At 65.6% G+C, this 24,770-nt stretch carries 22 protein-coding genes and 1 pseudogene; 8 read left to right on the top strand and 15 right to left on the bottom strand.

The window, feature by feature from the left end; all coding sequences use genetic code 11:
* Positions 1-141: 141 nt before the first annotated feature.
* Positions 142-1,299: a Ku protein gene (locus tag NXY83_RS02880; RefSeq protein WP_258804608.1), complete on the bottom strand. Its 1,158-nt coding sequence runs from the start codon at positions 1,297-1,299 to the stop codon at positions 142-144.
* A gap of 40 nt (positions 1,300-1,339) precedes the next feature.
* On the opposite strand from NXY83_RS02880, the gene NXY83_RS02875 reads away from it, so the two are divergent.
* Entirely contained in the window at positions 1,340-3,877 is a 2,538-nt protein-coding gene (locus tag NXY83_RS02875; protein WP_258804607.1) for an ATP-dependent DNA ligase, read from the top strand.
* 116 nt (positions 3,878-3,993) lie between these two features.
* On the opposite strand, the gene NXY83_RS02870 is transcribed toward NXY83_RS02875, so the two are convergent.
* Positions 3,994-4,245: a hypothetical protein gene (locus NXY83_RS02870; RefSeq protein WP_258804606.1), complete on the bottom strand. Its 252-nt coding sequence runs from the start codon at positions 4,243-4,245 to the stop codon at positions 3,994-3,996.
* A gap of 416 nt (positions 4,246-4,661) precedes the next feature.
* On the opposite strand from NXY83_RS02870, the gene NXY83_RS02865 reads away from it, so the two are divergent.
* Positions 4,662-6,251: an MFS transporter gene (locus NXY83_RS02865; protein WP_258804605.1), complete on the top strand. Its 1,590-nt coding sequence runs from the start codon at positions 4,662-4,664 to the stop codon at positions 6,249-6,251.
* Between the two features lie 214 nt (positions 6,252-6,465).
* On the top strand, positions 6,466-7,587 hold the full coding sequence (locus NXY83_RS02860; protein ID WP_258804604.1) for an FUSC family protein: 1,122 nt from the start codon (positions 6,466-6,468) through the stop codon (positions 7,585-7,587).
* Here NXY83_RS02860 and NXY83_RS02855 read toward each other — a convergent pair.
* The 5 genes from NXY83_RS02855 to NXY83_RS02835 are packed head-to-tail and all read right to left on the bottom strand — an operon-like array spanning position 7,555 to position 13,803.
* A complete protein-coding gene (locus NXY83_RS02855; RefSeq protein WP_258804603.1) occupies positions 7,555-8,328 on the bottom strand; it encodes an SDR family NAD(P)-dependent oxidoreductase in 774 nt (257 codons plus the stop codon). The genes NXY83_RS02860 and NXY83_RS02855 overlap by 33 nt on opposite strands.
* A 36-nt stretch (positions 8,329-8,364) precedes the next feature.
* Positions 8,365-10,257 carry an IucA/IucC family protein gene (locus tag NXY83_RS02850; protein WP_258804602.1) on the bottom strand — a complete coding sequence of 631 codons (1,893 nt, stop codon included), beginning with the start codon at positions 10,255-10,257 and terminating at the stop codon, positions 8,365-8,367.
* The gene (locus tag NXY83_RS02845; RefSeq protein ID WP_258804601.1) at positions 10,254-10,823 is read right to left on the bottom strand and encodes a GNAT family N-acetyltransferase; all 570 of its coding nucleotides are present in this window, start codon (positions 10,821-10,823) and stop codon (positions 10,254-10,256) included. The genes NXY83_RS02850 and NXY83_RS02845 overlap by 4 nt, the downstream gene beginning before the upstream one ends.
* Positions 10,820-12,205, bottom strand: a complete 1,386-nt coding sequence (locus NXY83_RS02840) for a lysine N(6)-hydroxylase/L-ornithine N(5)-oxygenase family protein (RefSeq protein ID WP_258804600.1) — start codon at positions 12,203-12,205, stop codon at positions 10,820-10,822. The genes NXY83_RS02845 and NXY83_RS02840 overlap by 4 nt, the downstream gene beginning before the upstream one ends.
* Complete coding sequence (locus NXY83_RS02835) at positions 12,202-13,803, bottom strand: pyridoxal phosphate-dependent decarboxylase family protein (RefSeq protein ID WP_397427614.1); 1,602 nt, start codon at positions 13,801-13,803, stop codon at positions 12,202-12,204. Before NXY83_RS02835 ends, NXY83_RS02840 begins: the two co-directional genes overlap by 4 nt.
* A 412-nt stretch (positions 13,804-14,215) precedes the next feature.
* Here NXY83_RS02835 and NXY83_RS02830 point away from each other — a divergent pair, with 412 nt between their 5' ends.
* Complete coding sequence (locus NXY83_RS02830; RefSeq protein ID WP_258804598.1) at positions 14,216-14,539, top strand: hypothetical protein; 324 nt, start codon at positions 14,216-14,218, stop codon at positions 14,537-14,539.
* Between the two features lie 11 nt (positions 14,540-14,550).
* On the opposite strand, the gene NXY83_RS02825 is transcribed toward NXY83_RS02830, so the two are convergent.
* The 6 genes and pseudogenes from NXY83_RS02825 to NXY83_RS02800 all read right to left on the bottom strand — a co-directional run bounded on the left by NXY83_RS02825 (position 14,551) and on the right by NXY83_RS02800 (position 20,879).
* The gene (locus tag NXY83_RS02825; protein WP_258804597.1) at positions 14,551-15,516 is read right to left on the bottom strand and encodes an NAD(P)/FAD-dependent oxidoreductase; all 966 of its coding nucleotides are present in this window, start codon (positions 15,514-15,516) and stop codon (positions 14,551-14,553) included.
* A gap of 86 nt (positions 15,517-15,602) precedes the next feature.
* On the bottom strand, positions 15,603-15,932 hold the full coding sequence (locus NXY83_RS02820) for a GNAT family N-acetyltransferase (protein WP_258804596.1): 330 nt from the start codon (positions 15,930-15,932) through the stop codon (positions 15,603-15,605).
* A 164-nt stretch (positions 15,933-16,096) separates the two neighbouring features.
* Positions 16,097-16,938 (bottom strand): annotated as a pseudogene (locus tag NXY83_RS02815) (class II fructose-bisphosphate aldolase).
* Positions 16,938-18,356 (bottom strand): GntP family transporter, encoded by a 1,419-nt coding sequence (locus NXY83_RS02810; RefSeq protein WP_258804595.1) that lies wholly within the window; start codon positions 18,354-18,356, stop codon positions 16,938-16,940. Before NXY83_RS02810 ends, NXY83_RS02815 begins: the two are co-directional and overlap by 1 nt.
* Before the next feature lie 107 nt (positions 18,357-18,463).
* On the bottom strand, positions 18,464-19,363 hold the full coding sequence (locus tag NXY83_RS02805) for an NAD(P)-dependent oxidoreductase (protein WP_258804594.1): 900 nt from the start codon (positions 19,361-19,363) through the stop codon (positions 18,464-18,466).
* A 16-nt stretch (positions 19,364-19,379) separates the two neighbouring features.
* A complete protein-coding gene (locus NXY83_RS02800) occupies positions 19,380-20,879 on the bottom strand; it encodes a four-carbon acid sugar kinase family protein (RefSeq protein WP_258804593.1) in 1,500 nt (499 codons plus the stop codon).
* Between the two features lie 158 nt (positions 20,880-21,037).
* Between NXY83_RS02800 and NXY83_RS02795 the strand changes: the two genes are divergently transcribed.
* From NXY83_RS02795 to NXY83_RS02785, 3 genes are all read left to right on the top strand, one after another.
* Positions 21,038-21,742: a FadR/GntR family transcriptional regulator gene (locus NXY83_RS02795; RefSeq protein WP_258804592.1), complete on the top strand. Its 705-nt coding sequence runs from the start codon at positions 21,038-21,040 to the stop codon at positions 21,740-21,742.
* A gap of 101 nt (positions 21,743-21,843) precedes the next feature.
* Positions 21,844-22,065, top strand: coding sequence for a hypothetical protein (locus NXY83_RS02790; protein WP_258804591.1), 222 nt, complete (start codon positions 21,844-21,846; stop codon positions 22,063-22,065).
* A 96-nt stretch (positions 22,066-22,161) separates the two neighbouring features.
* The gene (locus NXY83_RS02785) at positions 22,162-22,374 is read left to right on the top strand and encodes a dodecin (RefSeq protein ID WP_258804590.1); all 213 of its coding nucleotides are present in this window, start codon (positions 22,162-22,164) and stop codon (positions 22,372-22,374) included.
* A gap of 80 nt (positions 22,375-22,454) precedes the next feature.
* On the opposite strand, the gene NXY83_RS02780 is transcribed toward NXY83_RS02785, so the two are convergent.
* Positions 22,455-22,667, bottom strand: a complete 213-nt coding sequence (locus tag NXY83_RS02780; protein WP_258804589.1) for a hypothetical protein — start codon at positions 22,665-22,667, stop codon at positions 22,455-22,457.
* A gap of 128 nt (positions 22,668-22,795) precedes the next feature.
* Positions 22,796-23,704 (bottom strand): helix-turn-helix domain-containing protein, encoded by a 909-nt coding sequence (locus NXY83_RS02775; RefSeq protein WP_258804588.1) that lies wholly within the window; start codon positions 23,702-23,704, stop codon positions 22,796-22,798.
* 214 nt (positions 23,705-23,918) lie between these two features.
* On the opposite strand from NXY83_RS02775, the gene NXY83_RS02770 reads away from it, so the two are divergent.
* Positions 23,919-24,740 (top strand): aldo/keto reductase, encoded by an 822-nt coding sequence (locus NXY83_RS02770; protein WP_258804587.1) that lies wholly within the window; start codon positions 23,919-23,921, stop codon positions 24,738-24,740.
* The last annotated feature ends 30 nt before the right edge of the window (positions 24,741-24,770 follow it).

Genomic DNA, 24,770 nt, shown 5'->3' with positions numbered 1-24,770 from the left:
AGGTGTCAGCACGCTGTTGGCACAGCGGAGGCTGCGATGCGACTCATTGTGGGCGCGCTTTGTCCCGCTGTAAAGATTCCCTGGCTGTAAAGAATGCACGCCTGCAGAGGAGAGGCGCCGACAGGAAGAATACCGCTTGGATCAAGCCGGCTTGCGCGCCCTGCTGGTGCTCGACTTCGCTGCAGGTTCGGCCGTGCCCTTGCTCGCCGCGGCCTTGGCACCTGTTGTCTTTGCGGCTGTCTTTGTCCCGGTTGACTTCGTCGCCGTCGACTTCGCGGCGCTGGATTTCGTATCCGCGGACTTGGCAGTGGTGGACTTGGCGGTTCCGGATTTGGCAGTTGCGGACTTGGCCGCGGTCTTAGACCCGGTGGACTTTGTCTCGTCTTTGGCAGCCGCTGTCTTTGTTCCGGATGTCCTGGTTCCCGATGTCCTGCGGGCGGGCTTCGCTGCCCCGTCCCCGCTGTCTGCTTCTTCCTCCCCAGACTCATCATCCGATGCGGCAGCTGATGCGCCCCCGCGTTTCCGGTCCAGGCTCCGCTTTAGCGCCTCCATCAAGTCGATGACGTCGCCCTTGCCGCCCTCGCCTTCCTCCGCGCCAAAGGTTGCCTCGGTGTCCAGGGCATCGCCCTGCTCCAGTTTGGCGTCTATCAGCTGGCGCAGCTGGACCTGGTAATCGTCCGTGAAGGAGACCGGATCGAAGTCCGCCGCCATGGACTCCACCAGCGCCGCAGACATCTCCCGCTCCTGGGAAGAGATCTTGACGGACGTGTCCAAAGCAGGGAAATTCGCTTCACGCACCTCGTCCGGCCAGAGGAGGGACTGCAGGACCAGCACGTCGTCCTTGATCCGCAGGGCGCCCAGCCGCGTCTTCTCACGGAGTGCGAACTGGACAATAGCCACCCGGTCCGTGTCCTCAAGGGCCCGCCGCAGCAATACGTAGGCCTTGGGCGACTTAGAGTCCGGCTCCAGGTAGTAGCTCTTCTCGAACATCATGGGTTCAAGCTGTTCGGACGGAACGAACTGCACCACCTCAATTTCGTGGCTGTTCTCCGCCGGAATGGACTTGAGCTCATCCTTGGACAGGATCACCGTCCGGCCATCTTCCTCGTAGGCCTTCTCGATATCCGAGTAGTCGATGACCTGGCTGCAGACCTCGCAACGGCGCTGGTAACGGATCCTGCCGCCGTCGGCGTTGTGAACCTGGTGCAGACTGATGTCATGATCTTCAGTGGCGCTGTAGACCTTCACGGGCACGTTGACCAGGCCGAACGCGATGGCACCTTTCCAGATGGCTCTCATCCCTCAAGTGAACATCAAGCAGCCCCGGAGGTGAAGCCCCATGGCCGCCGGTAAGGAGCGTGTCCGCGTCGCCGGCCGTGAGCTGAACCTCACCAACCTGGACAAAATCATCTATCCGGAGACCGGCACCACCAAGGCCGACGTCCTGGCCTACTACGCCGCCGTGGCGCACGTCCTGATCCCTGCCGCGGCCGACAGGCCTGCCACCAGGAAGCGGTGGGTGAACGGCGTGGGAACGGCGGATAAACCCGGAGAGGTGTTTTTCCAGAAGAACCTCGAGGACTCCGCGCCGGGCTGGCTCCCGCGGGCCGCCATCACCCACAAGGACCGCACCATCCACTACCCAATGGTGAACGACCCCGCCACCCTGACCTGGTTCGGCCAGATCAATTCACTGGAAATCCACGTTCCGCAGTGGCAGGTGGATTCGCACGGGAACCAGCTGAACCCGGACCGGCTGGTCCTTGACCTGGACCCCGGTGAAGGTGCGGGTATTGAGGAATGCGTGGAGGTGGCACTCCTGGCCCGCACCATCCTCCAGGACGTGGGCCTGGACCCGGTGCCGGTGACCAGCGGCAGCAAGGGTATCCACCTGTACGCTGCCCTGGACCGGAGCCAGACTTCGGACCAGATCTCCGCTTTTGCCCGGGAGCTGGCCCGCGCGCTCGAAGCGGACCACCCGGTCCTGGCAGTCAGCGACATGAAAAAGACCCTCCGCAGGGGCAAGGTGCTGGTGGACTGGAGCCAGAACAACGCCGCGAAGACCACTATTGTGCCGTACTCGCTGCGTGGCCGTCCCACCCCCATGGTGGCCGCGCCGAGGACCTGGCGGGAGATCAGCTCGCCGCGCCTTAAACACCTGGACTACCACGAGGTCATGCGGCGGGTGCAGGGCGGCAAGGACCCGTTCGCCGCCCTCGTCCAGGCTTCCGGTCATCCGGCCGACGACGTGAGGGCACAGGGAGGGGAAGGACAGGACACGAACCCCCGCCTGGCAAAGTACCGTTCCATGCGCGATCCCGGGGCCACACCGGAACCGTTCAGCGGCGCGGCCGGCAGCGAGGACGCGTTCGTCATCCAGGAGCACCATGCCAGCCGGCTCCACTTCGACCTTCGACTGGAGCACGAGGGCGTCCTGGTGTCCTGGGCGCTGCCCAAGGGCGTCCCGGAATCCGGCGGCAAGAACCACCTTGCCGTCCAGACCGAGGACCACCCGATGGACTACCTCACATTCCAGGGAACCATCCCCAAGGGCGAGTATGGGGCGGGCGAGATGAGCATCTGGGATACCGGCACCTACGAGCTGCACAAGTGGATCAACGGCCGGGAGGTCATCGTCACGTTGACGGGGTCGGAAGGCGGAGGGCTGGGCGGGACCAAAAAGTTCGCGCTGATCCACACGGGCCGCGGGCAGGGCAGGGATGCCGAGGGGCAGTGGCTCATCCACCTGATGGATACGGACCCCAAGCACGGGCGGCGGCGGCATGCGCCACCGCCCGCCGGGCGAAAGGAAGAGTCTCCCAAAGAGGAGGAGCCCAAGGAAGCGCCGGCAGCGGAGCCGCACCACGAGGAGCCGGAAGAGGAATCACCGGTCGAGGCGTCGGCTGCTTCCCCGGTCCCACCCGAGGATTTCGGACCCATGATGGCCACGGCCGGCGACGCAGCTGATCTGCAAGGCAGCAACTGGCAGTTTGAGCTCAAGTGGGACGGGGTGCGGGCCATCATGGTCGCAGATGAATCCACCGTGAGGATTTTCAGTCGCAACGGCAACGACGTCACCCGGACCTACCCGGAACTGACGGACCGTGGGTGCTGGCCTGGGCAGCCGTTCGTTGCCGACGGTGAGATCATCGCCGTCGGGCCCGGCGGCAGGCCGGACTTTGGACTGCTGCAGGGGCGGATGAAGCTCACCCGCCCGGCCGACGTCGCAAGGGCCCGCACAGCCATTCCGGTCCGGTTGGTGCTTTTCGACCTGTTGTACGACGGCGGGACGGACCTCCGGCGCCTGCCGCTCAGCAAGCGGCGCCAGCGGCTGGAGCAGTTCTTCCGCCCCTCTGACTGCCCCGTCGATCTGTCCCTGGTGCTGGACGACCGCGTTGAGCACATCCTGGAGAGCGCGCGGGAACTGGGCCTCGAAGGCGTGATGGCCAAGCGCACGGACAGCCGCTATGTGAGCGGGCAGCGGACCCGCACCTGGATCAAGCTCAAAATCGAGCAGACCCAGGAAGTGGTGGTGGGTGGCTGGCGGCCCGGCAAAGGCGGCCGCCAGGACACCGTTGGTTCCCTGCTGGTGGGCGTCCCCGACGGCGACAAACTGCAGTACCTGGGCCGGGTGGGCAGCGGGTTCAGCACACGGGAACTCAGCGAACTCCGGCAGACGGTGGAGCGCCTCGGCAGGAAAAACTCACCGTTCCACGACGTCCCCCGCCCCGACGCCGCCGATGCCCATTGGATAGAGCCGGAGCTCGTGGGCGAAGTGACGTACAGCGAGTGGACCGGGCCCGGGCGGCTGCGGCATCCCGTATGGCGTGGTTGGCGGCTGGACAAGGACCCCTCGGAGGTTGTGCGCGAGGCGTGAACCGGTCCGGCGGCATGGAGATACGCCGGGGACACGAAAAAGGCCTGGCGACACCGTACCTCGGGTTGCCAGGCCTTGTCCTCGAATAGGAGGCGTGCCCTGGAACAGGTCCGTTCCTAGGATGAGTGCGGCATCTGCGGCCGGCTGGTACGGTGCACGGCCGTCACTGCGGCTTCGTGGCCCATCCTGCCGTTGCCGGATCCGCGTTCCTTCGGGTGGCGCCGCTTTCCGTTGCCATCCGGCCAGGTGTTCTGCCGGGGCATACCGGTCACGCCGTTCACAGCCGGGCCCGGCAGGTCCGGAGCGTTCATCGCCGCCGCCAGGTGGTCCGCCACCTCAGGTTTGATATGGGAATTACGGTTTTCCATGGCTCAACCATAGGCAGCGGGCAGCCACCTGTGAACCCCCTGGCCGGGGGTCCTGAAGAGTCCGACGGCGGCACTTCAGCCGGGGCATCGATGGCGCTTGATCGAACGGCGGGATTGACTGCGGCAGCGGCGTGGGGGCGGTCACATTCGGACGCTGGTCACCCGGGAAAATAAGTCCACAATGCCGTCCACTGGAAAATATTCGGTACCGATGCCCTCCAGTCGTTCACATCCCAGTAATAGCGCGGGAAAAGACGGGAAAACAGCTCGGAAAGAGAGCCCTCAAACAACCCCAAAAAGGTCGAGCCTACGCCATTCCGGGCCTTGGCACCATGGGTTTCCCGTAAAATTGAAGGCCTGCCCGGAGCGGGGCAGCTACAAGTCGCAAGCAAATGACCTCCCCAGGAGTTGCCCAAATGCCCACAGACCGAAGCATGACCGATTCTCCACCAGGCGCCAGGAACGCCAGCGGAACAGACCAGGCAGCTGCCACGGCTGCCAAAAAGCCCAGGCGGCTGCCACGCCGCCGGCTTAAGGAATCCGACGTCAACGTCGTGAACCAGCCGATGCTGAAGAAAGCACTCGGCGGCACCATCGTGGGCAACACGATGGAATGGTACGACGTCGGTGTCTTCGGCTACCTCATCACCACCATGGGGCCGGTCTTCCTGCCGGAATCGGACCCTACGACGCAGACCCTGTTCCTCCTCGGCACCTTCGCCGCGACGTTCATCGCCCGCCCCCTTGGCGGAGTGATCTTCGGCTGGATGGGCGACACGATGGGCCGGCAGAAGATCCTGGCCGCCACCCTCATGCTGATGGCAGCGAGCACGTTCGCCATCGGGCTCCTGCCCGGCTACGCCCAGATTGGGTTGTGGGCGGCCGCCCTGCTGGTGCTGCTGAAAATCGTCCAGGGTTTTTCCACAGGTGGGGAATACGCCGGTGCCACCACCTTCGTCAGCGAGTACGCGCCGGACAGGCGCCGGGGCTTCCTGGCCAGCTTCCTGGATATGGGCAGTTACCTGGGCTTCGCCCTGGGCGCCGCCTTGGTCTCGGCCCTTCAACTCACCATGGGACAGGCTGCCATGGAGGAATGGGGCTGGCGGATTCCGTTCCTGGTGGCCGGTCCGCTGGGCCTGATTGCCGTCTATTTCCGGAGCAGGATCGAGGAATCGCCCCAATTCCAGGCCACCCTGGATGCCCAGGAGGACATCGCCAAAAACGCCGCCGCGTCCGACGAGGCAGCGGCAAAGGGCCCGGTGGGCATCGTCAAGGCCTACTGGCGCTCAATCATCGTGGCCATGATTCTGGTGGCCGCCGCCAACACGGCCGGCTACGCCCTCACCTCCTACATGCCGACGTACCTCACCGAATCCAAGGGCTACGACGAAGTGCACGGCACCCTGCTGACTATTCCCGTGCTGGTGGTCATGAGCCTCTGCATTCCGCTGGCCGGCAAGCTGTCCGACCGGATCGGCCGCAGGCCAGTCCTCTGGATCGGTGCCCTGAGCACTGTGGTCCTGGCGACCCCGGCCTTCCTGCTGATCGGCATCGGTGACATCTGGTCCACCCTTGCCGGCCTCGCACTGATCGCCTTCCCGGTGACCTTCTACGTGGCCAACCTGGCATCCGCACTTCCGGCCCAGTTCCCCACGTCCAGCCGCTACGGTGCAATGGGCATCGCCTACAACTTCTCAGTGGCGATCTTCGGCGGAACCACACCCTTCATCGTTGCCGCAATGATCAGTGCAACCGGGAACGACATGATGCCCGCCTACTACCTGATGGGAACTTCCCTGGCTGGTGCCATCGCCATCTACTTCCTGAAGGAATCAGCGCAGCGCCCGCTTCCGGGCTCCATGCCCAGCGTTGATACCCAGGCGGAAGCAAGGGAACTGGTGGCAACCCAGGACGACAATCCGCTGATCGACCTGGACGAAATGCCCTTCGACACCCAGGACGTCACAGACGCCCGCGGGACCGAAAAGGTGCCGGCCGGCGTATAGCCGTCCGGCAGCAGCCGGGGCACGTCCTGTAGTCCCCGCTTTCCAGGCCCGTCCTGCGTGTTTCCTTGGGGGAAACCATGCAGTACGGGCCTTAGCTGTGCCGGTCACAATGACGTTCCATGTCCCGCGGCTCCGGCCGATATGACCGTCGCCCCGGACCGGTGATAGCTTCCAAAGGCCGAGCGGAAACGGGAACAGCAAAGGGTGGTGCGGCATGAAACGCGTCCTCTCCCAGGTGCGCGCACTCCACCGGCTGGAACCTGCCACCAATGACCATCTCGCCGCGCTCCGGGTCGCCGTGGGCGTCGCTGTCCCTTCAATGCTGCTTCTGGCTGCCGGCCGGACAGACCTCATCATCTACGCCGTCTTTGGCGCGCTGACTGGAATGTACGGCCGCTCGGAGCAGCATCAGCTGCGGCTACGCCACCAGGCCCAGGCCGCCGTTGTGCTCCTGGGCGGAGTTGCGGTGGGCCTGTTCCTGTCCGTCAACCATCTCCATTCCTGGTGGCTGGTGGCAGTCGAAGCCGTACTGGCCGGTGTGGGATCCGTGTATGCGGACCGGGTGCGGCTCAAGCCAAACGGCCCGTTTTTCGGAATCCTCGCCCTGGGTGCCTGCGCATCCGTACCCACGGCAGTTCCCTGGTATATCGCCATGCTGATCGCCACAGGTTCAGCTGTGTTCTCCCTGGCGGTGGGCTTCAGCGGCTGGCTGCGCCGGCGTTCCCGGCATCGCGGCGCCGAAAAAAAACCGCACCGCGCGGCCGGCCGGCGGGAACTGTTGGTGCACGCTGCCAGGTATGTGCTGGCGGTAGGGGCCGCGGGCTCCCTGGGCGTCCTGAGCGGCAGCGGCCACCCGCATTGGGCAATGGCGGCAGCTGCCGTGCCGTTGGCCGGAGCGGACCTCCCCAGCAGCGTCCGCCGCGGCATCCACCGCATCGTGGGGACGTTCCTGGGATTGGCGGTCACCGCCGTCGTCATTCTGCCCGGACCATGGTGGCTGGCGGGGGTGTTCCCCGGGCAGCAGGCCGTCCTGCTGGCTCTCCTGGTGATCCTTTTCCAGTTCACTACCGAACTGTTCATGACCCGCCACTACGGCCTGGCCATGGTGTCGTTCACGCCGGTCATCCTGCTGATAACCCAACTCGCCGCCCCCACCGACCCGGTGGTCCTGATCCTGGAGCGCGGCGTGGAGACGCTGGTGGGGGCGCTGGTGGGGATCCTGGTGGTGGTGGCCGTGCGGCGGTCAGGGTCACGTACCCCGGCCGCACTCCTTGGCCGGGGACCCTTCTTTGGGCGTGCCCCTTTATTTGGCCGTCCGAGGGGGCCCCGCCACTAGTTTCGCCGGCGCCACCCGCGCAACGGCTGCCACCACCTTGTACCGCTTGGAAGGGATGGATACGGCGCGCCCGCGTTCGTTGTCGGCCAGGCCCTCCCGCACTACGCGTTCGGCGCGCAGCCAGGCCCACGATGGAGCCACCGACTTATCCATGCCCATCCGGTCGTGGAATTCCGTATGGGTGAAGCCGGGGCAGACCGCCGTGACCCTGATGCCCTTTTTGCGGTAGGCGAGGTTGGCCCAGCGGCTGAAGCTCACCAGCCATGCCTTCGCCGCCGAGTACGTGCCGCGTGGCAGGAACGCGGCGATGCTTGCCACATTGATGATCCGGCCTTCACCGCGTGCCAGCATGCCCTTGAGGGCCGCATGCGTGAGCACCATGGCCGTTTCCCCGTGCAGCTTCAGGTGCTTTTTCTCCTCCGAGATGGGATTGTCCTCGAAGTTGTGCAGCAGGCCGATCCCGGCGTTGTTGACCAGGATGCCCACCGGCCGCTGGACATCGGACAGGCGTCCGACGACGGCGGCCACACCCGCGTCGTCCGTCAGGTCCGCGGGAAGCACCTCAGCGGTGATTCCGTAGCGCCGTTCCAGGCCCGCCGCCGTTTCTTCGAGGCGGGCCTTGTTTCGTGCCACCAGCACCAGGTTGGCGCCCCGGGCGGCGAGCTGGCGCGCGAACTCGGCGCCCAGGCCCGCGCTGGCCCCGGTAATGAGTGCGGTTGTTCCGGAGGAGTTTGGCGTCATGCTGCAAGCCTATCCAGCCCCGGCTCTTCGCCGGTCTTACCGCCCGGTATCCGGCATCCCGCCGAACCCCGCCAACGGGTTGGCCAGGCGCCCCGCCATCTGCAGCCCGCCCGAGGGATCCGCGAGGTCCAGCATCTGCTGGTTGTTGCGCAACTGGAGCCGGTTCAGGCAGGACAGCTCGAAGTCCGCGGCGAACAGGTCGTGGCGGGTGAACTGGTCGGCAAGGTCCGGATGTTCCCCCTGGTAGTCCTTCACGGCAGCTGCTGCGGTCCGCCAGAAGTCCTCCTGGCCGAGCTTTCCGTCCTCCTCCAGGAGTGCTGCCAGGAAACGGAAGATGCAGTCGAAGATGTCCGTGAAGATGGCCAGCACCTTTTCGCCGTCCGGGATGGCCGCCTGGATCCGGGACACCTCCTCAGGCAGGTCCAGCCGGTCCCCCATCACCACGATCTCCTCGGCGATGTCCTTCATGATGGCGCGGACGGGGACGCCGTCTTCGAGGACCAGGATGACGTTCTCGCCGTGCGGCATGAAGGCCAGTTCGTACTGGTAAAGGCAGTGCACCAGTGGAACCAGGTAGGCCTCGAAGTACCGGCGCAGCCAGTCCGCGGGGGCCAGTCCGGAACGCTCGATCAGTGCCGACACCATCGGTTTGCCTGCCGAATCAACGTGCAGGAGCGAGGCCATGGTGGTTAGCTGCTGCCCGTCCTTCAGCAGGGGCAGGGGGCTCTCCCGCCACAGGGCAGAAAGCATCTTCCGGTAGGGCGAACCGTTGGCCGACCCTGCCTCGTAGTACCCGTTGTGGTAGCCGAGGGCAGCGATCTCACCGATCATGGTGAACCCGCGCCGCTGCAGGGCGCCGTCATCCTCGATCAGCTTCCGCAGCCAGTCGTTGATGGCCGGCGTGGCTTTCATGTACTGCGGTGACAGGCCGCGCATAAAGCCCATGTTCAGCACGGACATGGCGGTCTTGACGTAGTTTCGGGCGGGAGCGCTGGTGTTGAAGAACGTGCGGATGGACTGCTGTGCCTGGTACGTGTCCGTTCCCGCGCCCAGGTAGACAATGCGCCGGCGGGCGATTTCCGCCGCGAACGTGACGGTGAGCTTGTTCTCCCACTGCCACGGGTGGACCGGCATAAAGAAATACTGGTCCGGGTCCAGGCCCTGAAGCTGCAGTTGGCTCGTGAAGTCCCCGGCCAGCGGGCCGAGTTCGGCGTCCAGGTGCGCCCGGTAGTCCAGCCCCGCAGTCGAGGTAAAGACGGCGTGGCTTCGGTGGACGGCGATCCACTCCAGCTGCACCGGCGCGCCGGTCTCGGGGGCAAAGGCGTGGTAATCGCTGATGCCGAAGCCCAGCCGCCCGTTGTTGGCCACGAAACAGGGGTGGCCCTCTGTCATGCTGCGTTCAATGGCCTGGAAATCGGCGGCAATGTCGCGTCCGCCCGTTACCCCGGCCGCGAGTTCGGCGGCTGAGGGCTGGCCGGCCCACTGTTTATAGGCATGGCTGGCCAGGGTGCTGCTGATCTCTTCGAGGTAGACCGGGAGCATCTGGATGTTGATCCCCAGGGTGGTGTGGAACACCGTGATGAACCCGAGCACGTCCAGCGGCGCTTCGGTGCCGTCCTGGAAGCACCGGATGGAGTCCGGGTCGATGGACCAGTGGTCCAGCTCCAGGACCGTGGCGGAGAAGCGGTACTCATGGGAGCCGTCGTCACTGCGGAGTCGGTAACGGCCGGTCACGCCATCCACCGGTTCCTCGGGAAGCAGCTCCGGCGTGATGATCCGTTCATGCGAGAACTCGGCGAGCGCTTTACGGAGCAGGTGCCGGTTCGCCCTGTCCCACCGGTCTGCAGCGAGGTGGGGTGCGGCATTGGGTGCGGCCGGGGTGGCAGTGTTCGCGCTGGGGGCGGGTACGGAATCGAGGTGGACGGTCACAGTGAGGCTCCCTGTGGGATGGGGGTGGAAAGAGTGTCCAGTGCCGCGCGGGCGGCCTGGTAGTCGGAGCGGCTGCAGAAGCTCAGCAGCGCCTCCTTGTCCGGAAGGGTGACCACGCCGGCGGGCTGGAAACCGAGCCGCCCGTTCAAGGCGTGGATCTTGGTGTTCCGCGCATCCGGTTCCACCACCACGCGTTGCACCTGCGGCCTGGCGAACAAGCGGGCCAGGACGGCGTCCATGACAGCAGCTGTGTAACCGGGCTCGGGGCCTTCCGACGGCGGCGCCACCAGCAGGTGCATGCCCACGTCTCCGGGCTGGACGGCATACACGGCCGCCAGCGGCGAGGAGTCCGGAAGGTACTCCTCCATCAGGAAGGCGGGGACGCCGCCGTCGAGCCCCAACAGCGCGTGGTGGTGTCCGCTGGCCTGGATCCTGGCATACTCCTCCACCACGTCCTCGACGCTGGCGGACAGCATTCCCCAGAACGAGGCGTACGGCTGGGTCACCCAACGGTGCAGGAGCGGCGCATCGGCCTCGGCATCAAGGCAGCGGAACGTGAACCTCATGCCGGCACCCCTGGTTCAACGCCTGCTGTCCCAAGGGCAGGTGCAGTCCCAATGTCTGGCAAGCCCCGCGGCGCACCGATGCCTGCCGGGGAGCCGAACTGTTGGAACGCGATGCTGCGCTCCACCGGGTACACCTCCCGGCCGGCGATCTCACGCAGGATGCAGGAGTTGCGGTACGCGCCCATGCCCAGGTCCGGAGTGACAAAGCCGTGCGTGTGCAGTTCGGCGTTTTGGACGAAAATCTCGCCGGGTTCAACACTGGTGCTGTAGTTGCGGTCCACCGCGAACCGTCCCGCGCTGTCCCGCGAGATCCGTTCCTGCACCCCTGCCAGGAAGCCAGGCTCCCGGTAGCTGTAACCCGTGGCCAGGACCACCGCTTCGCTGTCCAGGGTGTAGGAGGTGCCCTGCTCCTGGTGGTGCAGGTGCAGGATGTGGATTCCGGCCGCGGGGTCCCAGTGCGCTTCCGCGAGTGACGAGTGGGTCAGCAGCTGCGTGTCCACCATGCCGGACAGGCTCTTGGTGTAGAGCAGGTCGTAGATGGCGTCGATCAAATCGGAGTTGATCCCCTTGTAGAGGTTCTTCTGCGTCTTGTTGAGATGGTCGCGCTGGTGCTGCGGGAGGCCATGGAAGTAGTCCACGTACTCGGGCGACGTCATCTCAAGGGTCAGCTTGGTGTACTCCAGCGGGAAGAACCGCCCGGACCGGGTGACCCAGTTCAGCTGGTAGCCGTAGGTATCGGCTTCCTGCAGGAGTTCGTAGTAGATCTCGGCCGCGCTTTGGCCGCTGCCCAGGACAGTGATGCTGCGCTGCTGCTGGAGTTCGGCCTTTCGCGCCAGGTAGTCGGCGTTGTGAAAGACCACTCCCCCGCGCCCTGCCTCCGCCTCGGCAACGATTCCTGCAGCGGCTTCCGGAATGTATGGGGAAGTGCCGGTACCCAGCACCAGCCGCCGCGCCAGAAGTACCTCCGGACCTTCCGGACCGGTGACGGACAGCCGGTACACGCCGCCGTCGTGCGCTATATCCAGCACAGCTGTGCCAAAACGGACGGAAGGCAACTGGCCGGCCACCCACTGGCAGTACTGGTTGTACTCCGCCCGCAGGGGGTAGAAGTTCTCCCGGATGTAGAACCGGTACAGGCGCCCGGTCTGTTTCAGGAAGTTCAGGAAGGAGTACGGCGAGGTGGGGTCCGCCAGGGTGACGAGGTCCGCCATGAAGGGCACCTGGAGGTGGGCGGGTTCCAGCATCATCCCGGGATGCCAGTCAAAGGACCCGCTCTGTTCCAGGAAGATGCCGTCCACGCCCTCCACCGGCTCGGCGAGGGCAGCGAGGCCCAGGTTGAAGGGCCCGACGCCGATGGCAGCGAAGTCGTAAACGCGGCTCATGCGGACGCCTCGCTCTGCAGCAGGCCGGCGCCGGTAACCCGCAGGAGCCCGATGATGTCGGCGATGTCCTCGAGCGTGGCCTCAGCGTTGAGGAGCGTGAACTTCAGGTAGTGCCGTCCGCCTACCTTTGTACCGGCAACCACTGCCTCGCCCGAGGCGAAGACTGCTGCGCGGATGGCCGGGTTCAGGTCGTCCGCGGTGTCCTCGGAAAGGCGGCCACCGCCGGCGAGCCGCGGACGGTAGCGGAACACCAGGGTGCTCAGCTGCGGTGCGGCGGCCAGTTCGAAGTCGTCGTCCGCTGCCAGGAGCGAGCCAACGCGCGCGGCAAGGTCGATGGCCTCGTCGAACAGTGCACCGATGGCGTCAGCCCCCATGATCCGCAGCGTGAGCCACAGCTTCAGCGCGTCGAACCGGCGGGTGGTCTGGATGCTCTTGTCCACCTGGTTGGGGATGTCGGCCAGCGCCGCGCTTTCCGGGTTCAGGTAGTCGGCGTAGTAGGTGATGTGGCGCAGCATTGCGGACTCGCGGACCAGGAGGGCGCTGGAGCTGACCGGCTGGAAGAAGGTCTTATGGAAATCCACGGTAACGGAGTCCGCCAGCCGTGTTCCGTCCAAAAGGTGGCGGTAGCGTCCCGAAACCATCAGCCCGCCGCCGTATGCGGCGTCAATGTGGAACCAGGCGCCGTGGGCACGGGCCAGGGCGGCGAGGCCGGCAAGCGGGTCAACTGCGCCAAAGTCTGTAGTTCCGGCGGTGGCAACGACTGCCATCGGCGTCAGCCCGGCGTCGCGCGCCCCGGCCATGGCCTCGGCCAGTGCAGCCGGGTCCATCCGGTGGTCAGGCGTGCAGGGAACGGTGATGACGGCGTCGAACCCCAGGCCCAGCATCGAGGCGGACTTCTGGATGCTGAAGTGGCTGTCCTCGGAGGTGAAAATCCGCAGCGTGTCCAACAGCGCAGGGAGGCGGAGGCCGCTTCGGGCCGCATCCCTGCGCAGGCCGGCAACGGCGTGGTTGCGCGCGATCAGCAGGGCCTGGAGGTTGGATTGGCTGCCGCCGGAGGTGAAGATGCCATCCGCGTTGTCACCGAGGCGCAGCCGCTCTGCTGCCCAATCGATGAGGCGCCGTTCGATCATGGTGGCACCGGCACTCTGGTCCCAGGTGTCCAGCGAGGAGTTCACGGCGGACAGGATTGCCTCGCCCACCAGGGCGGGGATCACCACGGGGCAGTTAAGGTGTGCCGCGTACTTCGCGTCGTGGAAGTAGATGGCGTCCCGCAGGTAGACGGATTCGAGTTCCTGCAGCGCCGCTGCCGTGTCCGGCAGGGGTGTTTCAAGGTCAACGGCACCTACGCGGGCCTGCATTTCTGAGGGGCCGACGCCGGTGAAGGGCCGGGTGGTCCGTTCCAGTTTGGTGGCAACTGCGGTGACCCCCTGCAGCACCTGGGCAACGTAGCGGGGTGAGTTCCTGGCGTTGAAGAGGTGGTTGGTTGCCCCCAGCGCGAGTTCCACCCGCGAGCCGAAATCCTGCCCCGGCGGCTCCTGTTGGGTTCGGACATCGCTATTGTGCGGGTCATCCACTTGTGGCTCGTCAAGGCGGGGCATCAGCGACACTCGTCTTCCTTCGGTCAGCAGTTTTTTCTGGATTGCAAAGGTAAGCCTTACTTAGGAGACCCTTTTAATCAAACTTTTGTGTTGTATTTCTTTTCCAGTACCGGAAACCGGGGTTCGTCAGGCGTCAGGAAAGTCATTGACTGGCCGACGGGACCGCCCTGCCGCACAATACCCACCACCATCTTGTGCCTGCCGGTTCCGGCATGCGCTCACTGGCAGCGGCGGCACCGCCAAGGGGCTGGGCGACAGGTGACCGGCCAGCCGCGGGGGTCTTCCGCGCGCCTCGATTTGTCGGGGAATTAGTAAGCATGCTTTGCTTGTGGGGCAAATGAACCTCCGCAAGCAGTTCGCGGCGGAGCTGCCAACGCCGGCAGCTTCGTGAAGAAGCCCAAGGATGAACATCATGACCACCGCTACCGAAGATCAGTTGACGGCGTTTGGGGAACGCGAAGAGGGACCTATGGCTCCCTTCGGAACCACCGAGCCCGTGGATATGGGGCTGCTGGTCACCCTGAATTCGCGCATGCACTGCCGCGCGCCCATGCAGCGCATCGATCCTGACGAACTGCCCTTGGGGCAGCCAGTCTATGTGGACGGGACAGGGGTAGTTCCCCTCGGCGCAGGCGCCGTCTCCGGAAGCGTGGTGACCTACCGCTGTGCCTGCGGTTTCACCATCGACGATCCCGCCTTCAGCGCAACAGTGGCCGGGCAGTCCCTCGCCAGCTAAGCAGGCTAGCGCTACAACCTGTCGGCGTCGGCCCTGGCATCCTCTACGGCCTGCCGCGTATCGGAGAGCACAAGGTCCGCGTTGATGGCGGCGGCGGCCTTGAGGCCGGCTGCCGCCGCCGTCATCACCTGGGCGGAGACGTCGGTGGCATTGCCGGCAGCCCACACTCCAGGACAGGAGGTGAGGCCGGCATCATCCGTTTCCAGGCGGGTGCCCTCCCCCTCCTCCAGGCCGCACGGTTCCAGCCCGAGCCGCTGGAGGATATTTGCGTTGCTGACGGCGGCCGGACTGACTGCCAGCACATCCAACGGGACGGTGCGCCCGCCGTCGAGCGTTACCCCTGCAAGCTTGTCATTGGCGATGTCCAGTTCCTGGACCCTGCCCTCCACCACATGGACGGACCGGGCCTGCAACTGTTCTTCCTCCCCTTGGCTGAGCACCAGTGAGTCGTTCAGGAAGAGGGTGACGTCGGGGCTCCATTGCCGAAAGGTCAGTGCCTGCAGGACGGAGTGGGAGTCCGATGCCAGGAGACCGACTCTCTGGTTGCGGATTTCCCAGCCGTGGCAATAAGGGCAGTAGAGGACGTCCCGCCCCCAGCGTTCCGACACCCCAGGAAGTTCCGGCAGCTCATCGGTAATGCCCGAGGCGATCAGCAGCCGACGTGCGGTACGGGTGGAGCCGTCATCGAGGCGGAGAACGAAATTTTCACCGTCGCGGCTGGCTGAGGTTACCGAGCCACGGACAGCCGTCCCGCCGTACCGCGCCAGTTCCTCCCGGCCTGCGGCAACCAGATCCTTCGGACTCATCCCTTCCCGGCTGAGGAACCCATGCACCCCCTCGGCCTTCAGGTTCCGTTGTTCCCCTGCGTCGATCACCACCACGGACCGCAGGGCCCTGGAGAGGGCAACGCCGGCACTCAACCCCGCCGGTCCGCCGCCAATAACCGCCACATCGAACAGTTCCCCGTGATGAGCCATACTGTCCTTCCCGGCCTGCCATCGGCCTGCCTCGTTGCAGATGGATTACCCGGTGGGGCCGGAATCTAACGGCGGCGTGGTTTATCTCACCCCTCCGGCCAATCGACGAACTGTTCGTACCCCTCATGCTTCCGCAGGTAGCCGGCAATGAACGGGCAGTGCGGAACAATGCGCTTGCCTGTGGCCACCACGTCATCCAGGGCGAAGTGCGCCAGTACCTTGCCCAGGCCCCGGCCTTCGAAGTCCTGCATGGTTTCGGTGTGGGTGAAGTCTATGTGGCCCGGCAAATCCTGGTAGAAGGATTGGACGGCAAGTTTGCCGCCCACCAGCAGTTCGTAGCGGTGTTGCGCGTCGTTGCGCCTCAGCGTGACGTCGGCGGTGAACTTATCCTCGGTGGACATCGTGTTCTCGGTCATGGTTCGACACTGGCACTACTTCATCCCGCTGGCAATGCCCAGACAGCAGAAGGGGGGACGGCAAAACAACACCGCCTCCCTGCACAGCCAGGAATGCAAAAAGGAGGGAGGCCAGGATCATTGCTTGATCCTGGCCTCCCTCCTGCCCGGTTTGGGGTGACGCGTCAGCGGGACAGCATCACCAGTGCCGCCGTGGCGAATCCAGTGGCGGACCGGTTCCAGTGGCCAAGGAGCCCCTGCAGGTTTTCGCCATCCGTCCGGTGCCACGGCAACTGCTCCTGCAGGGTGGCCAGTACGCCGGTGCGGAGTTCGGTGTTGAAGTTGACCTTGCCCACGTTCATGGACGCCGCCTTCACCAGTTCCTCCGCGGGGATGCCGGAGGCTCCGTGCAGCACCAGGGGAATGTGGGTCCGCACCGCGATGTCCTGCAGCACGTCCCAGCGCAACTGGGGCTCGCCCTTAGTACTTGCCGTGGACGTTGCCCACCGCCACGGCCAGCAGTTCCGCGCCGGTGCGGGACACAAAGTCCTCCACCTGCGCGGCCGGCCACGGAAACACCGGACTGGTCGGCACCGAACGCGCGGTCCTCATCGCCGGCCAGGCCGCCCAGTTCCGCTTCAAGCACGACGTCGGGACCCAGCCACGCGCGTGCCGCAACGACCAGCGCAATGTTGTCCTCGTACGGAAGGGACGAACCGTCCGCGAGGACGGAGTCCGCCCCTGCCGTGACGGCGTCGGCCATCACTTCCAGGTCTGAGGCGTGGTCCAGTTGCACCACGACGGGAACGCCGGCGGCGTCCGCCAGGCCCCGGAGCGCTGCGATCAGCCGCAGCCCGTTGGCGGTGGCGGCGGTCTTCGGGGCCACCAGCAGGATCACGCCGCGGCCGGCTTCCTCGGCCGCGCCCACCACGGCCAGGGCCGTGGTGAAGTCGTAACAGGTGAATGCGGGGACTGCGGAGCCGTGCTGCAGGGCGGAGGTGACCAGGTGGTTTAGGCGGGCGCGCATCAGACGGTAAGTCCGCCGGTAAGGATCCAGACCAGGAACGTGAGCGTGAAGCCTGCCAGTCCCAGGACCGTGGTGAGCACGGTCCAGGTTTTCAGGCCGTCGGCCACGGAGAGGCCCAGGAAGCGGGTCACGATCCAGAAGCCGGAGTCATTTACGTGGCTGAGGCCAAGCGCCCCGAAGCCGATGGCTACCAGGATGAGTGCCGTCTGGAAGGGTGAGAAACCGCCGTCCGCCACGGAGGCTGCCAGCAGGCCGGAGGTGGTGATGATGGCCACCGTTGCGGACCCCTGCGATGCACGGAGGATGGCCGCGAGGACGAAAGCCATCACGATAACGGGGAGGCCGGCAGCCTGCAGGCCTTCGGCGAGGGCCGTGCCGATGCCGGATACGGTGAGCACCTTGCCGAAAACGCCGCCGGCGCCGGTGACCAGGATGACGATCGCGGTGGGAGCCAGCGCGGAGTCCATGACCTCACCGGTGTGCTGGGAGGACCAGCCGCGGCGGATGCCCAGGAAGTAGTAGGCCAGGCCCAATGCCGTGAGCAGCGCAATCAGCGGGGCGCCGATGAAGGCGGCCAGCTGGGAAGCGAAGGTGTCCTTGGGCAGGATGACAGCGCCCACAGTTCCCACCATGATCATGAGGATCGGAAGGACAATCAGGGTGATGATCATGGCCGGGCTGGGAGCGGTCTTGACCTCGCTCTTGACGGCAACGCTGGATGTGCCCTGGGCAGTTTCCTGCTCGACCTGTGACGTGCCGGTGCCGAAGAGGCGGAACTGTTCGGCGGTGGCGGGCAGCATTGTGAAGTCGCGGCGGTTGAGCCTGCGGGCAACGAAGTAGCCCAGCACGCCCACGGGAATACAGAGGGCGAGGCCAATGATGGTGGTCCAGCCGATGTCTGCGCCGAGGATTCCGGCGCCGCCTACGACGCCGGGGTGCGGCGGGACAACAACGTGGATGGCCAGCATGATGGCGCCGACGGGCAGGCCGATCTTGACCGGGTCGACCCCGGCGGCTTTGGCAAATCCGTAGATGATGGGGATGAGGATGATGAATCCGACGTCGAAGAAGACCGGGATGGCCAGCAGGAAGGCTGCAGAGGTCAAGGCGGCGACGACCCGGCGGGGGCCGAGCAGCTGGGTGAACTTGCCGGCGAGGGACTGTGCGCCGCCGGAAATTTCGATCATTTTGCCCAGCATGGCGCCCAGGCCAACCAGGATGGCTACGGATCCAAGGGTTCCGCCCATGCCTTCAGTAACGGTTTTGATGACGTCCGGCAGCGGGATGCCGGCCACCAGGGCAACTGCCACGCTGACCACCAGCAGGGCCAGGAAAGCGGGGATTTTGAACTTGATGACGGCCACGAGCAGCAGGGCGACGCCCGCCACTGCTATGGCCAAAAGAGCTAGTGCGCTCATCGTGTGTCTCCTTTGACATCGCCAGTTAACTTTAGCGAGCTGGGTGGGTACGACGACGGCGGAGGGGGGACCGCCGCCGTCGTACGGCTTTGGGGGGAGGGGGTTTCCTACTGGGTGCGCTTGGTGGGGGCAACAACCTTGATGACGGCGGAGTCATCAGCGGCAGCGAGGCCCTGGGCCTGGCCCAGGAGGTAAAGCTGCTCGGCAGCAGCGGCAACCGGAGCTGCCAGTCCTGCCGCGCGGGTGGCCTTGCCAACGATGCCCATGTCCTTGACAAAGATGTCCAGGCGGCTGAGGACCTCGGCGCCTTCCTCGTTGTAGGCCTCAAGGATGCGGGGGCCGCGGTTGGAGAGCATGAACGAGCCGGCGGCACCGGCTTCGAGGGCGGCGAGGGTCTTGGCCTGGTCCAGTCCGAGCGCGTCGGCCAGGGCCATGGCCTCTGCCGCGGCAGCAATGTGGACGCCGCAGAGGAGCTGGTTGACGGTCTTGAGGGCCTGGCCGTCGCCGGGCTTGTCGCCCACCACGCTCAGGGTGGAAGCGAGCAGTTCAAGGGCGGGCGCCGCCTTTTCGCGGGCCGCGGGGGAAGCTCCCACGACGATCAGCAGGTCGCCTTCGCCGGCGCGCTTGGGGCCGCCGGACAACGGGGCGTCCACCAGCTCCACACCGTATTCGGCCAGCTTCTCCACCGTGGCCGGAATGGCTTCGGTACCCACGGTGCTGCCGAGGATGACCACGGCGCCGCGCTCCAGGACGGAGGCCACGCCGTTCCCGCCGAAGAGGACATCGTTGAGCTGCTCACCGTTGCGGACGGCGAGCAGGACGGCGTCAGCCCCCTTGGCGGCTTCACGGGCAGTGGCAAAGGTGGCAATGCCGGCCTCTTCGGCGAGCTTCAGGCGGGGTTCGGCGATGTCGAAGCCGTGCACGGTCAGCTGGGATGCCAGCCGGGTGGCCATGGGCAGTCCCATGGCGCCGAGGCCCAGGACGGTGACGGTGTAGTTGCTGGTCATGGTGTTCTCCGTTGAATTACTGGAAGGTGTTGCTGAGCTTGCGGGTGACGTCGGCGAGGGACTGGTCGTCGCCCACGTTGCCGGCGAACACGATGTAGGGAATGCCCTTCGCGGGGCCGTCCACCGGCTCCCAGAGGGAGACGATGCCGGGGAGCATGGGGCCCCGGACGATGGCGTGGCGGATTTCCAGGCCGTGGGCCGCCACGTCGGAGGAGGTGATGCCGCCCTTGGCGATGACGAAGCGGGGCGGGAAGGTCTTGAGGGTCCGGTTCACCACGGCCACGACGGCGGCAGAAACGGTGCGCGCGATCCGCAGGCTTTCCGCGGGGTCGTCGGTCTTGATGAGCAGGCGGCTGGTGTGGACGATGACGTCACCGCTGTGGAGGGCTTCAACCACGGTGTCCACTGTCTGGTCCAGGTGGGTGCCGGCCTCCGTTTCGTCGCCCAGCAGCTTTTCGACGTCGATCTCCACGATGCGCGCAGCGCTGTGCTGCTCTGTCAGGGCTTTGAGCTGGCGGGAGGTGACCCCAACATGCGATCCCACCACAATGAGGCCGCCGGCCTGGGACGGGGTGTTGCCGGAGTAGGCTTCGGCTCCGGTCAGCTCGGTGCGGATTTCCTGTCCGATCCTGGCACGGCCGAAGGGCGGGCCCACACGGTAGAGAAGCTTTTTGCCGCGGCGCTCTGCCTCTTCAAGGCCCAGGGCCAGGGCGCGGAGGTCATTTTCAGTGACAATGTCAGCCACGATCGGGGTGGAATTGGTGGCGCCCTGGATGGCGTCGGCGATGGCGTTGGCGCTGGTCTCTGCGCTGCCGGCGGGGTCGCCCGCAGTGGCGCCTGCACGGATGATGTTGAGGTCCAGGACGATCACCGAGTCCGCCGCGAACCGGCCCTGCGACTTCTCTTCGACGTAATTGGCCATGACGGAGGTGGTGAAGCCGAAGGTGGCGTCCTTGGCGAACTCGGTGTCGGACACCGGGGTGAGGGTGCCGGCCGCGTCGCCGGTGCCGCGCATGTAGTGGACACCGCCAATGGTGACCCGGCCGGCGTCGGGGAACGCGGGTACCAGGACCACGCCGTCGGTGGTTTCGCCACTGAGGGCCTCGACCGTGGCGGCGATGACGTCCGGTTCCAGAGGGTAGTGGCCGCGGAGGGTGGAGTCGCTCCGGCTGACGAAGCCGAGCCGCAGTATGTCCGGCGATCCGGCAGCGGCGAGGGCGTTGCGGACCACTTCTTCATTGCGGGCGGCGGCGTCGGCCGGATCCAGGCTGCGGGTGTTGGTCAGGACATAGACGGCGGGCTTGGACTGGCCGAAGGCCCAGATGAAGTCCTCTACGTCCCAGCGGGTGAGCACGGGCAGATCTGCCACGGACTGCGTTCCGGTGGGGTCGTCGTCGAGCACTACCAGGACACGCGGCGTCTCCGCGTTGGAGGCGGCCAGCGTACCGGCCACCAGTTCGGCGGGAATCGGGACCTCGGCCGGGTAGGCGGCCAGGACGTCTGTTTCAAGCGTCACATGCACTCCGTTGTGTACGAATCCGGGCGGCGGATCCTGATCTAAGGGAAGCTGTAAGATGTCTGACATCTTGCATTCGGATGTCAGTGTGGCACAGGACATAAAGACGCGCAAGTAGACTTGTCCGACATATCCGCAAAGGCACTGACGGGGGCAGCATGGCAAGGAAGTCGCTGGTGGGCCAGGTGGCCGATGAGCTCCTGGACCGTATTATCGCGGGCGAATTCCCGCCCGGTGCCACTGTTCCCGGCGAGCACGAGCTCAGCGCCGCCCACGAAGTCAGCCGGATGACCGTCCGCGAGGCGATGAAAACCCTTGAAGCACAGCGGATCCTCAGCGTCGAGCGCGGCCGCGGCACCTTTGTGAACCCGCTTAACCGATGGACCTCGCTGGAGGCGGTGCTGCGCGCAGCCTCCGAGGGCAAGAACGAAGGGGAAGCTTCCGTCCAGCTCATCGAGCTCCGCCGCATGCTGGAGACAGGGGCGTGCGAACTCGCTGCGGGGCGCATCAGCGACGTGGATATCCAGACTCTCTACGGCCACGTGGCAGCCATGCGCGCCGCCCACGAGGTCAACGACGTCGCCGCCTTCGTGGAAGCGGACCTCGCGTTCCACGACCTGATCCTGCATTCCTCCGAGAACGTATTTGTGGCCGTTCTCTTCGAACCGCTTCATCGGGTCCTGGAAAAGAGGCGGACCGAGACGTCAGCCGTGCGCGAGATCCAGGTACACGCCATCGGGCATCACCAGAACATCGCCGATGCGCTGGAGTCCCGTGATGCCGGGCGCTCGCGCGAGGCCATGGACGCGCACATGCAGCAGACCCTGGACGATCTTAAGAACCTGGTACTCGAGGCGAAGTAACCCGGGCGGCCGTGGAGTGTTAGGGCGCCGGCGGGGCTGTCGTTCCCCTGACCACCAGTTCCGTTGCCACTTCCAGGGCTGTGGGAACGGACGCCCACCCCATGGCCGTGATCCGGGATTCAGTCCTCGGCAGCCACATCGCCGTCCGCGGGTGGGCCGACATGAGCGGCCACTCCTGGACCGAGGGCCGGTTTGCCGAATTCAACAACAGCGGACCCGGCGCCTATGTCAACGAGTTCCACCCCCAGCTGAGCCCCGAAGAGGCTGCCAGGTTCACCAGGGAAACCTTCCTCGGCGACTGGACCCCGAACGGACGTGGCTGACTTGAGGGGCATAAAGGGTGGTCAAGGCTCTTGGAGTCCTACTAGTCTTCAAGAACGGCCCGCAACCGGGAGCAACGATGATCACGAGGAGCGAAGTTGTCCAACCACACGTACAGCATTTCTGAAATTGTCGGCACGTCGGACCAGGGAGTGGACGAGGCCGTCCGCAACGGCATCGCCAAAGCATCCCAGACCCTCCGCAACCTCGACTGGTTCGAGGTGAAGGAAATCCGCGGCCACTTGGAAGAGGGCAAAATCGCCGACTGGCAGGTCACCATGAAGCTCGGTTTCCGCCTCGAAGACCAGTAACCGCACCCACCTGACCCGCAGTAACGCCGCGATCATGTTTTGGCGACGTTACTGCGGGTCAGTTGTGGTTTAAGCGGGACTTAGCGGGCCGGGACCGCGCCGGCTGAACGTCGGCGCCAAACGGTGGGGACGCCGTCGAATGCGGGAAACACGTGGCCTTCGAAGAAGGACAGCACGGTGTGGGGGTCGCGGTCCGGGCTCCAGAGGCCTGACACCGGGCAGTGCGAACCCGTGGACGTGGCGGTGCCGGCGTTACCAGCCTGGCGCTCCTTGAGCAGGGCGATGCGTTTCATCTTTGAGACCATCCTTGGTGGCGAAAAACTTGTTTCTCCAGCCTAGGAACAGGGCACCTGCGCCCCAATGGGCGGCTGGCCAGAATTGCCGCCCCGGCCTGGACACATGTACAGCAGCGATGCCGCACTCAGGGTGCCTCGCCGTTTTCGGCAACAGCCGGGGCCGGGCTGGCAATGCCGCGCTCCTGCACCGGCCCCGGGCCGGCGCCCAGGCTGCCCAGCAGCGCAAGCGCGTCCGACGACGGCGATCCGGGCCGCGCGGAATACACCCGCAGCGTCTGGTCCGGGTCGTCCGGAAGGACGAGGTTTTCAAAGTTCAGTTCCAGGTCGCCGACCGCGGGGTGGTGCAGCCTGACGGTGCCGGCTGACCTGGTCGCCACCCGGTGCCCGGCCCACCACTGCCGGAAGTGCTCGCTGTTCACCGCGAGCTCGCCCACCAGCTGGTTCGCCTGGGGGTCGTTCGGGTGCCGCCCGACATCAAGCCGAAGCGCACCGGCAGCTTCCGCGGCCACGGTTTTCCAGTCCCGGAACAGCGCCTTGGCGGCCGGATCAAGGACGAGCCAGCGGGTGAGGTTCCGTTCGCTTGCCGGGAGTGCCGAAAAATCCGTGAAGAGGAGGAAGGCCATCCGGTTGCCTGCCAGGACGTCACTGCGCCGTCCCAGCACCATGGCCGGTACATCCCCCACAGCCTCAAGGAGATGCCGCAGTGCCGGCCGGACCCCCTGCACGGCCGGACTGCCTGCGCGGGGAGCGTTTGAGCAGTTCTCCAGCAGGTCCACCATGTGTGCGTGCTCGCTGCTGTCCAGGCGGAGCGCCCGCGACACTGCCTCCAGCACGGTCCGTGAGGGGTGGATGTTCCGGCCCTGTTCCAGCCGGACGTAGTAATCGGTGCTGACTCCAGCCAGCCGCGCCACTTCCTCACGCCGCAGGCCGGGAACCCTGCGGGCACCCGTGGTGGGACCTGCTCCAGCGTCTTCCGGGCTCAACCGGGACCGCATGGCCTTGAGGAATTTTCCAAACTCGGCGCTTTGACCCATGGTGTCCATTGTGCCCGGCACGCAAGGCCTCTTCCTACAACGAAGGTAGGACTGGCAGTCCTAGGAAAAACAGGATCAGCCTTTCCTGCTGACATGACGCCAAATAGTGCATAGGCTCAATACCGAGCCAACAGAAACCGCTTTCTCGGCAGCGAGCAACCGCACGCATTAACAGGCCGGCCCGCGCAGGCACCAGGACCACTAAGGAGCACCCATGTCAGAGCTGACACTGAACAACGGCGTCACGATCCCCCAGCTTGGTTTCGGTGTTTTCCAGGTACCGCCGGAAGAAACACAGCGGACCGTCGAGGACGCCTTCGAGGCCGGATACCGCCACATCGACACGGCCGCCGCCTACCGCAACGAGGCCGGTGTTGGAGCGGCGATCGCGGCCACGGGCATTCCGCGCGAGGACATTTTTGTCACCACCAAGCTCCGGAACGGCGAACAGGACCGCGCCCAGGAGGCATTCCAAAACAGCCGCAAAGCACTGGGCCTCGATTATGTGGACCTGTACCTCATCCACTGGCCGGTCCCCTCGCAGGACCTGTACGTGCAGGCCTGGAAGGAGATGGAACGGCTGTACGAAAACAACCAGATCCGCGCCATCGGCGTCTCCAACTTCCTGGCCGGGCACCTGGACAACCTGCTGGAGTCTGCCGAGATTGTCCCGGCCGTAAACCAGATCGAGCTGCACCCCAGCTACCAGCAGGCGGAACTGGCCGACAAGTGCCGGAAACTGGGCATCGCGGTGGAAGCCTACAGCCCGCTGGGACGCGGCGCCGACCTCAACGGAAACGCAGTGACCAGCATCGCCGGCGCGCACAACGCAACCACGGCCCAGGTGGTACTCGCCTGGCAGCTGGCTGCCGGAAACATCGTCATCCCCAAGTCCAGCCAGCCCGCCAGGATCCGGGAAAACTTTGCCGCCGCAGCCCTCACTCTTTCCGAGGATGAACTTGCGGCCATCACGGACCTTGAGTCGGGAGCGCGCCTCGGTTCCGATCCCGCCGCCGCCTCCTTCACGCAGCTTTAGACGGGTCTCGACAGGCCCGGCCACCGAAAG

This window comes from Pseudarthrobacter sp. NS4 (assembly GCF_024758005.1).
Lineage (GTDB): Bacteria > Actinomycetota > Actinomycetes > Actinomycetales > Micrococcaceae > Arthrobacter.
This window is presented reverse-complemented; position numbering and strand designations above follow the sequence as displayed.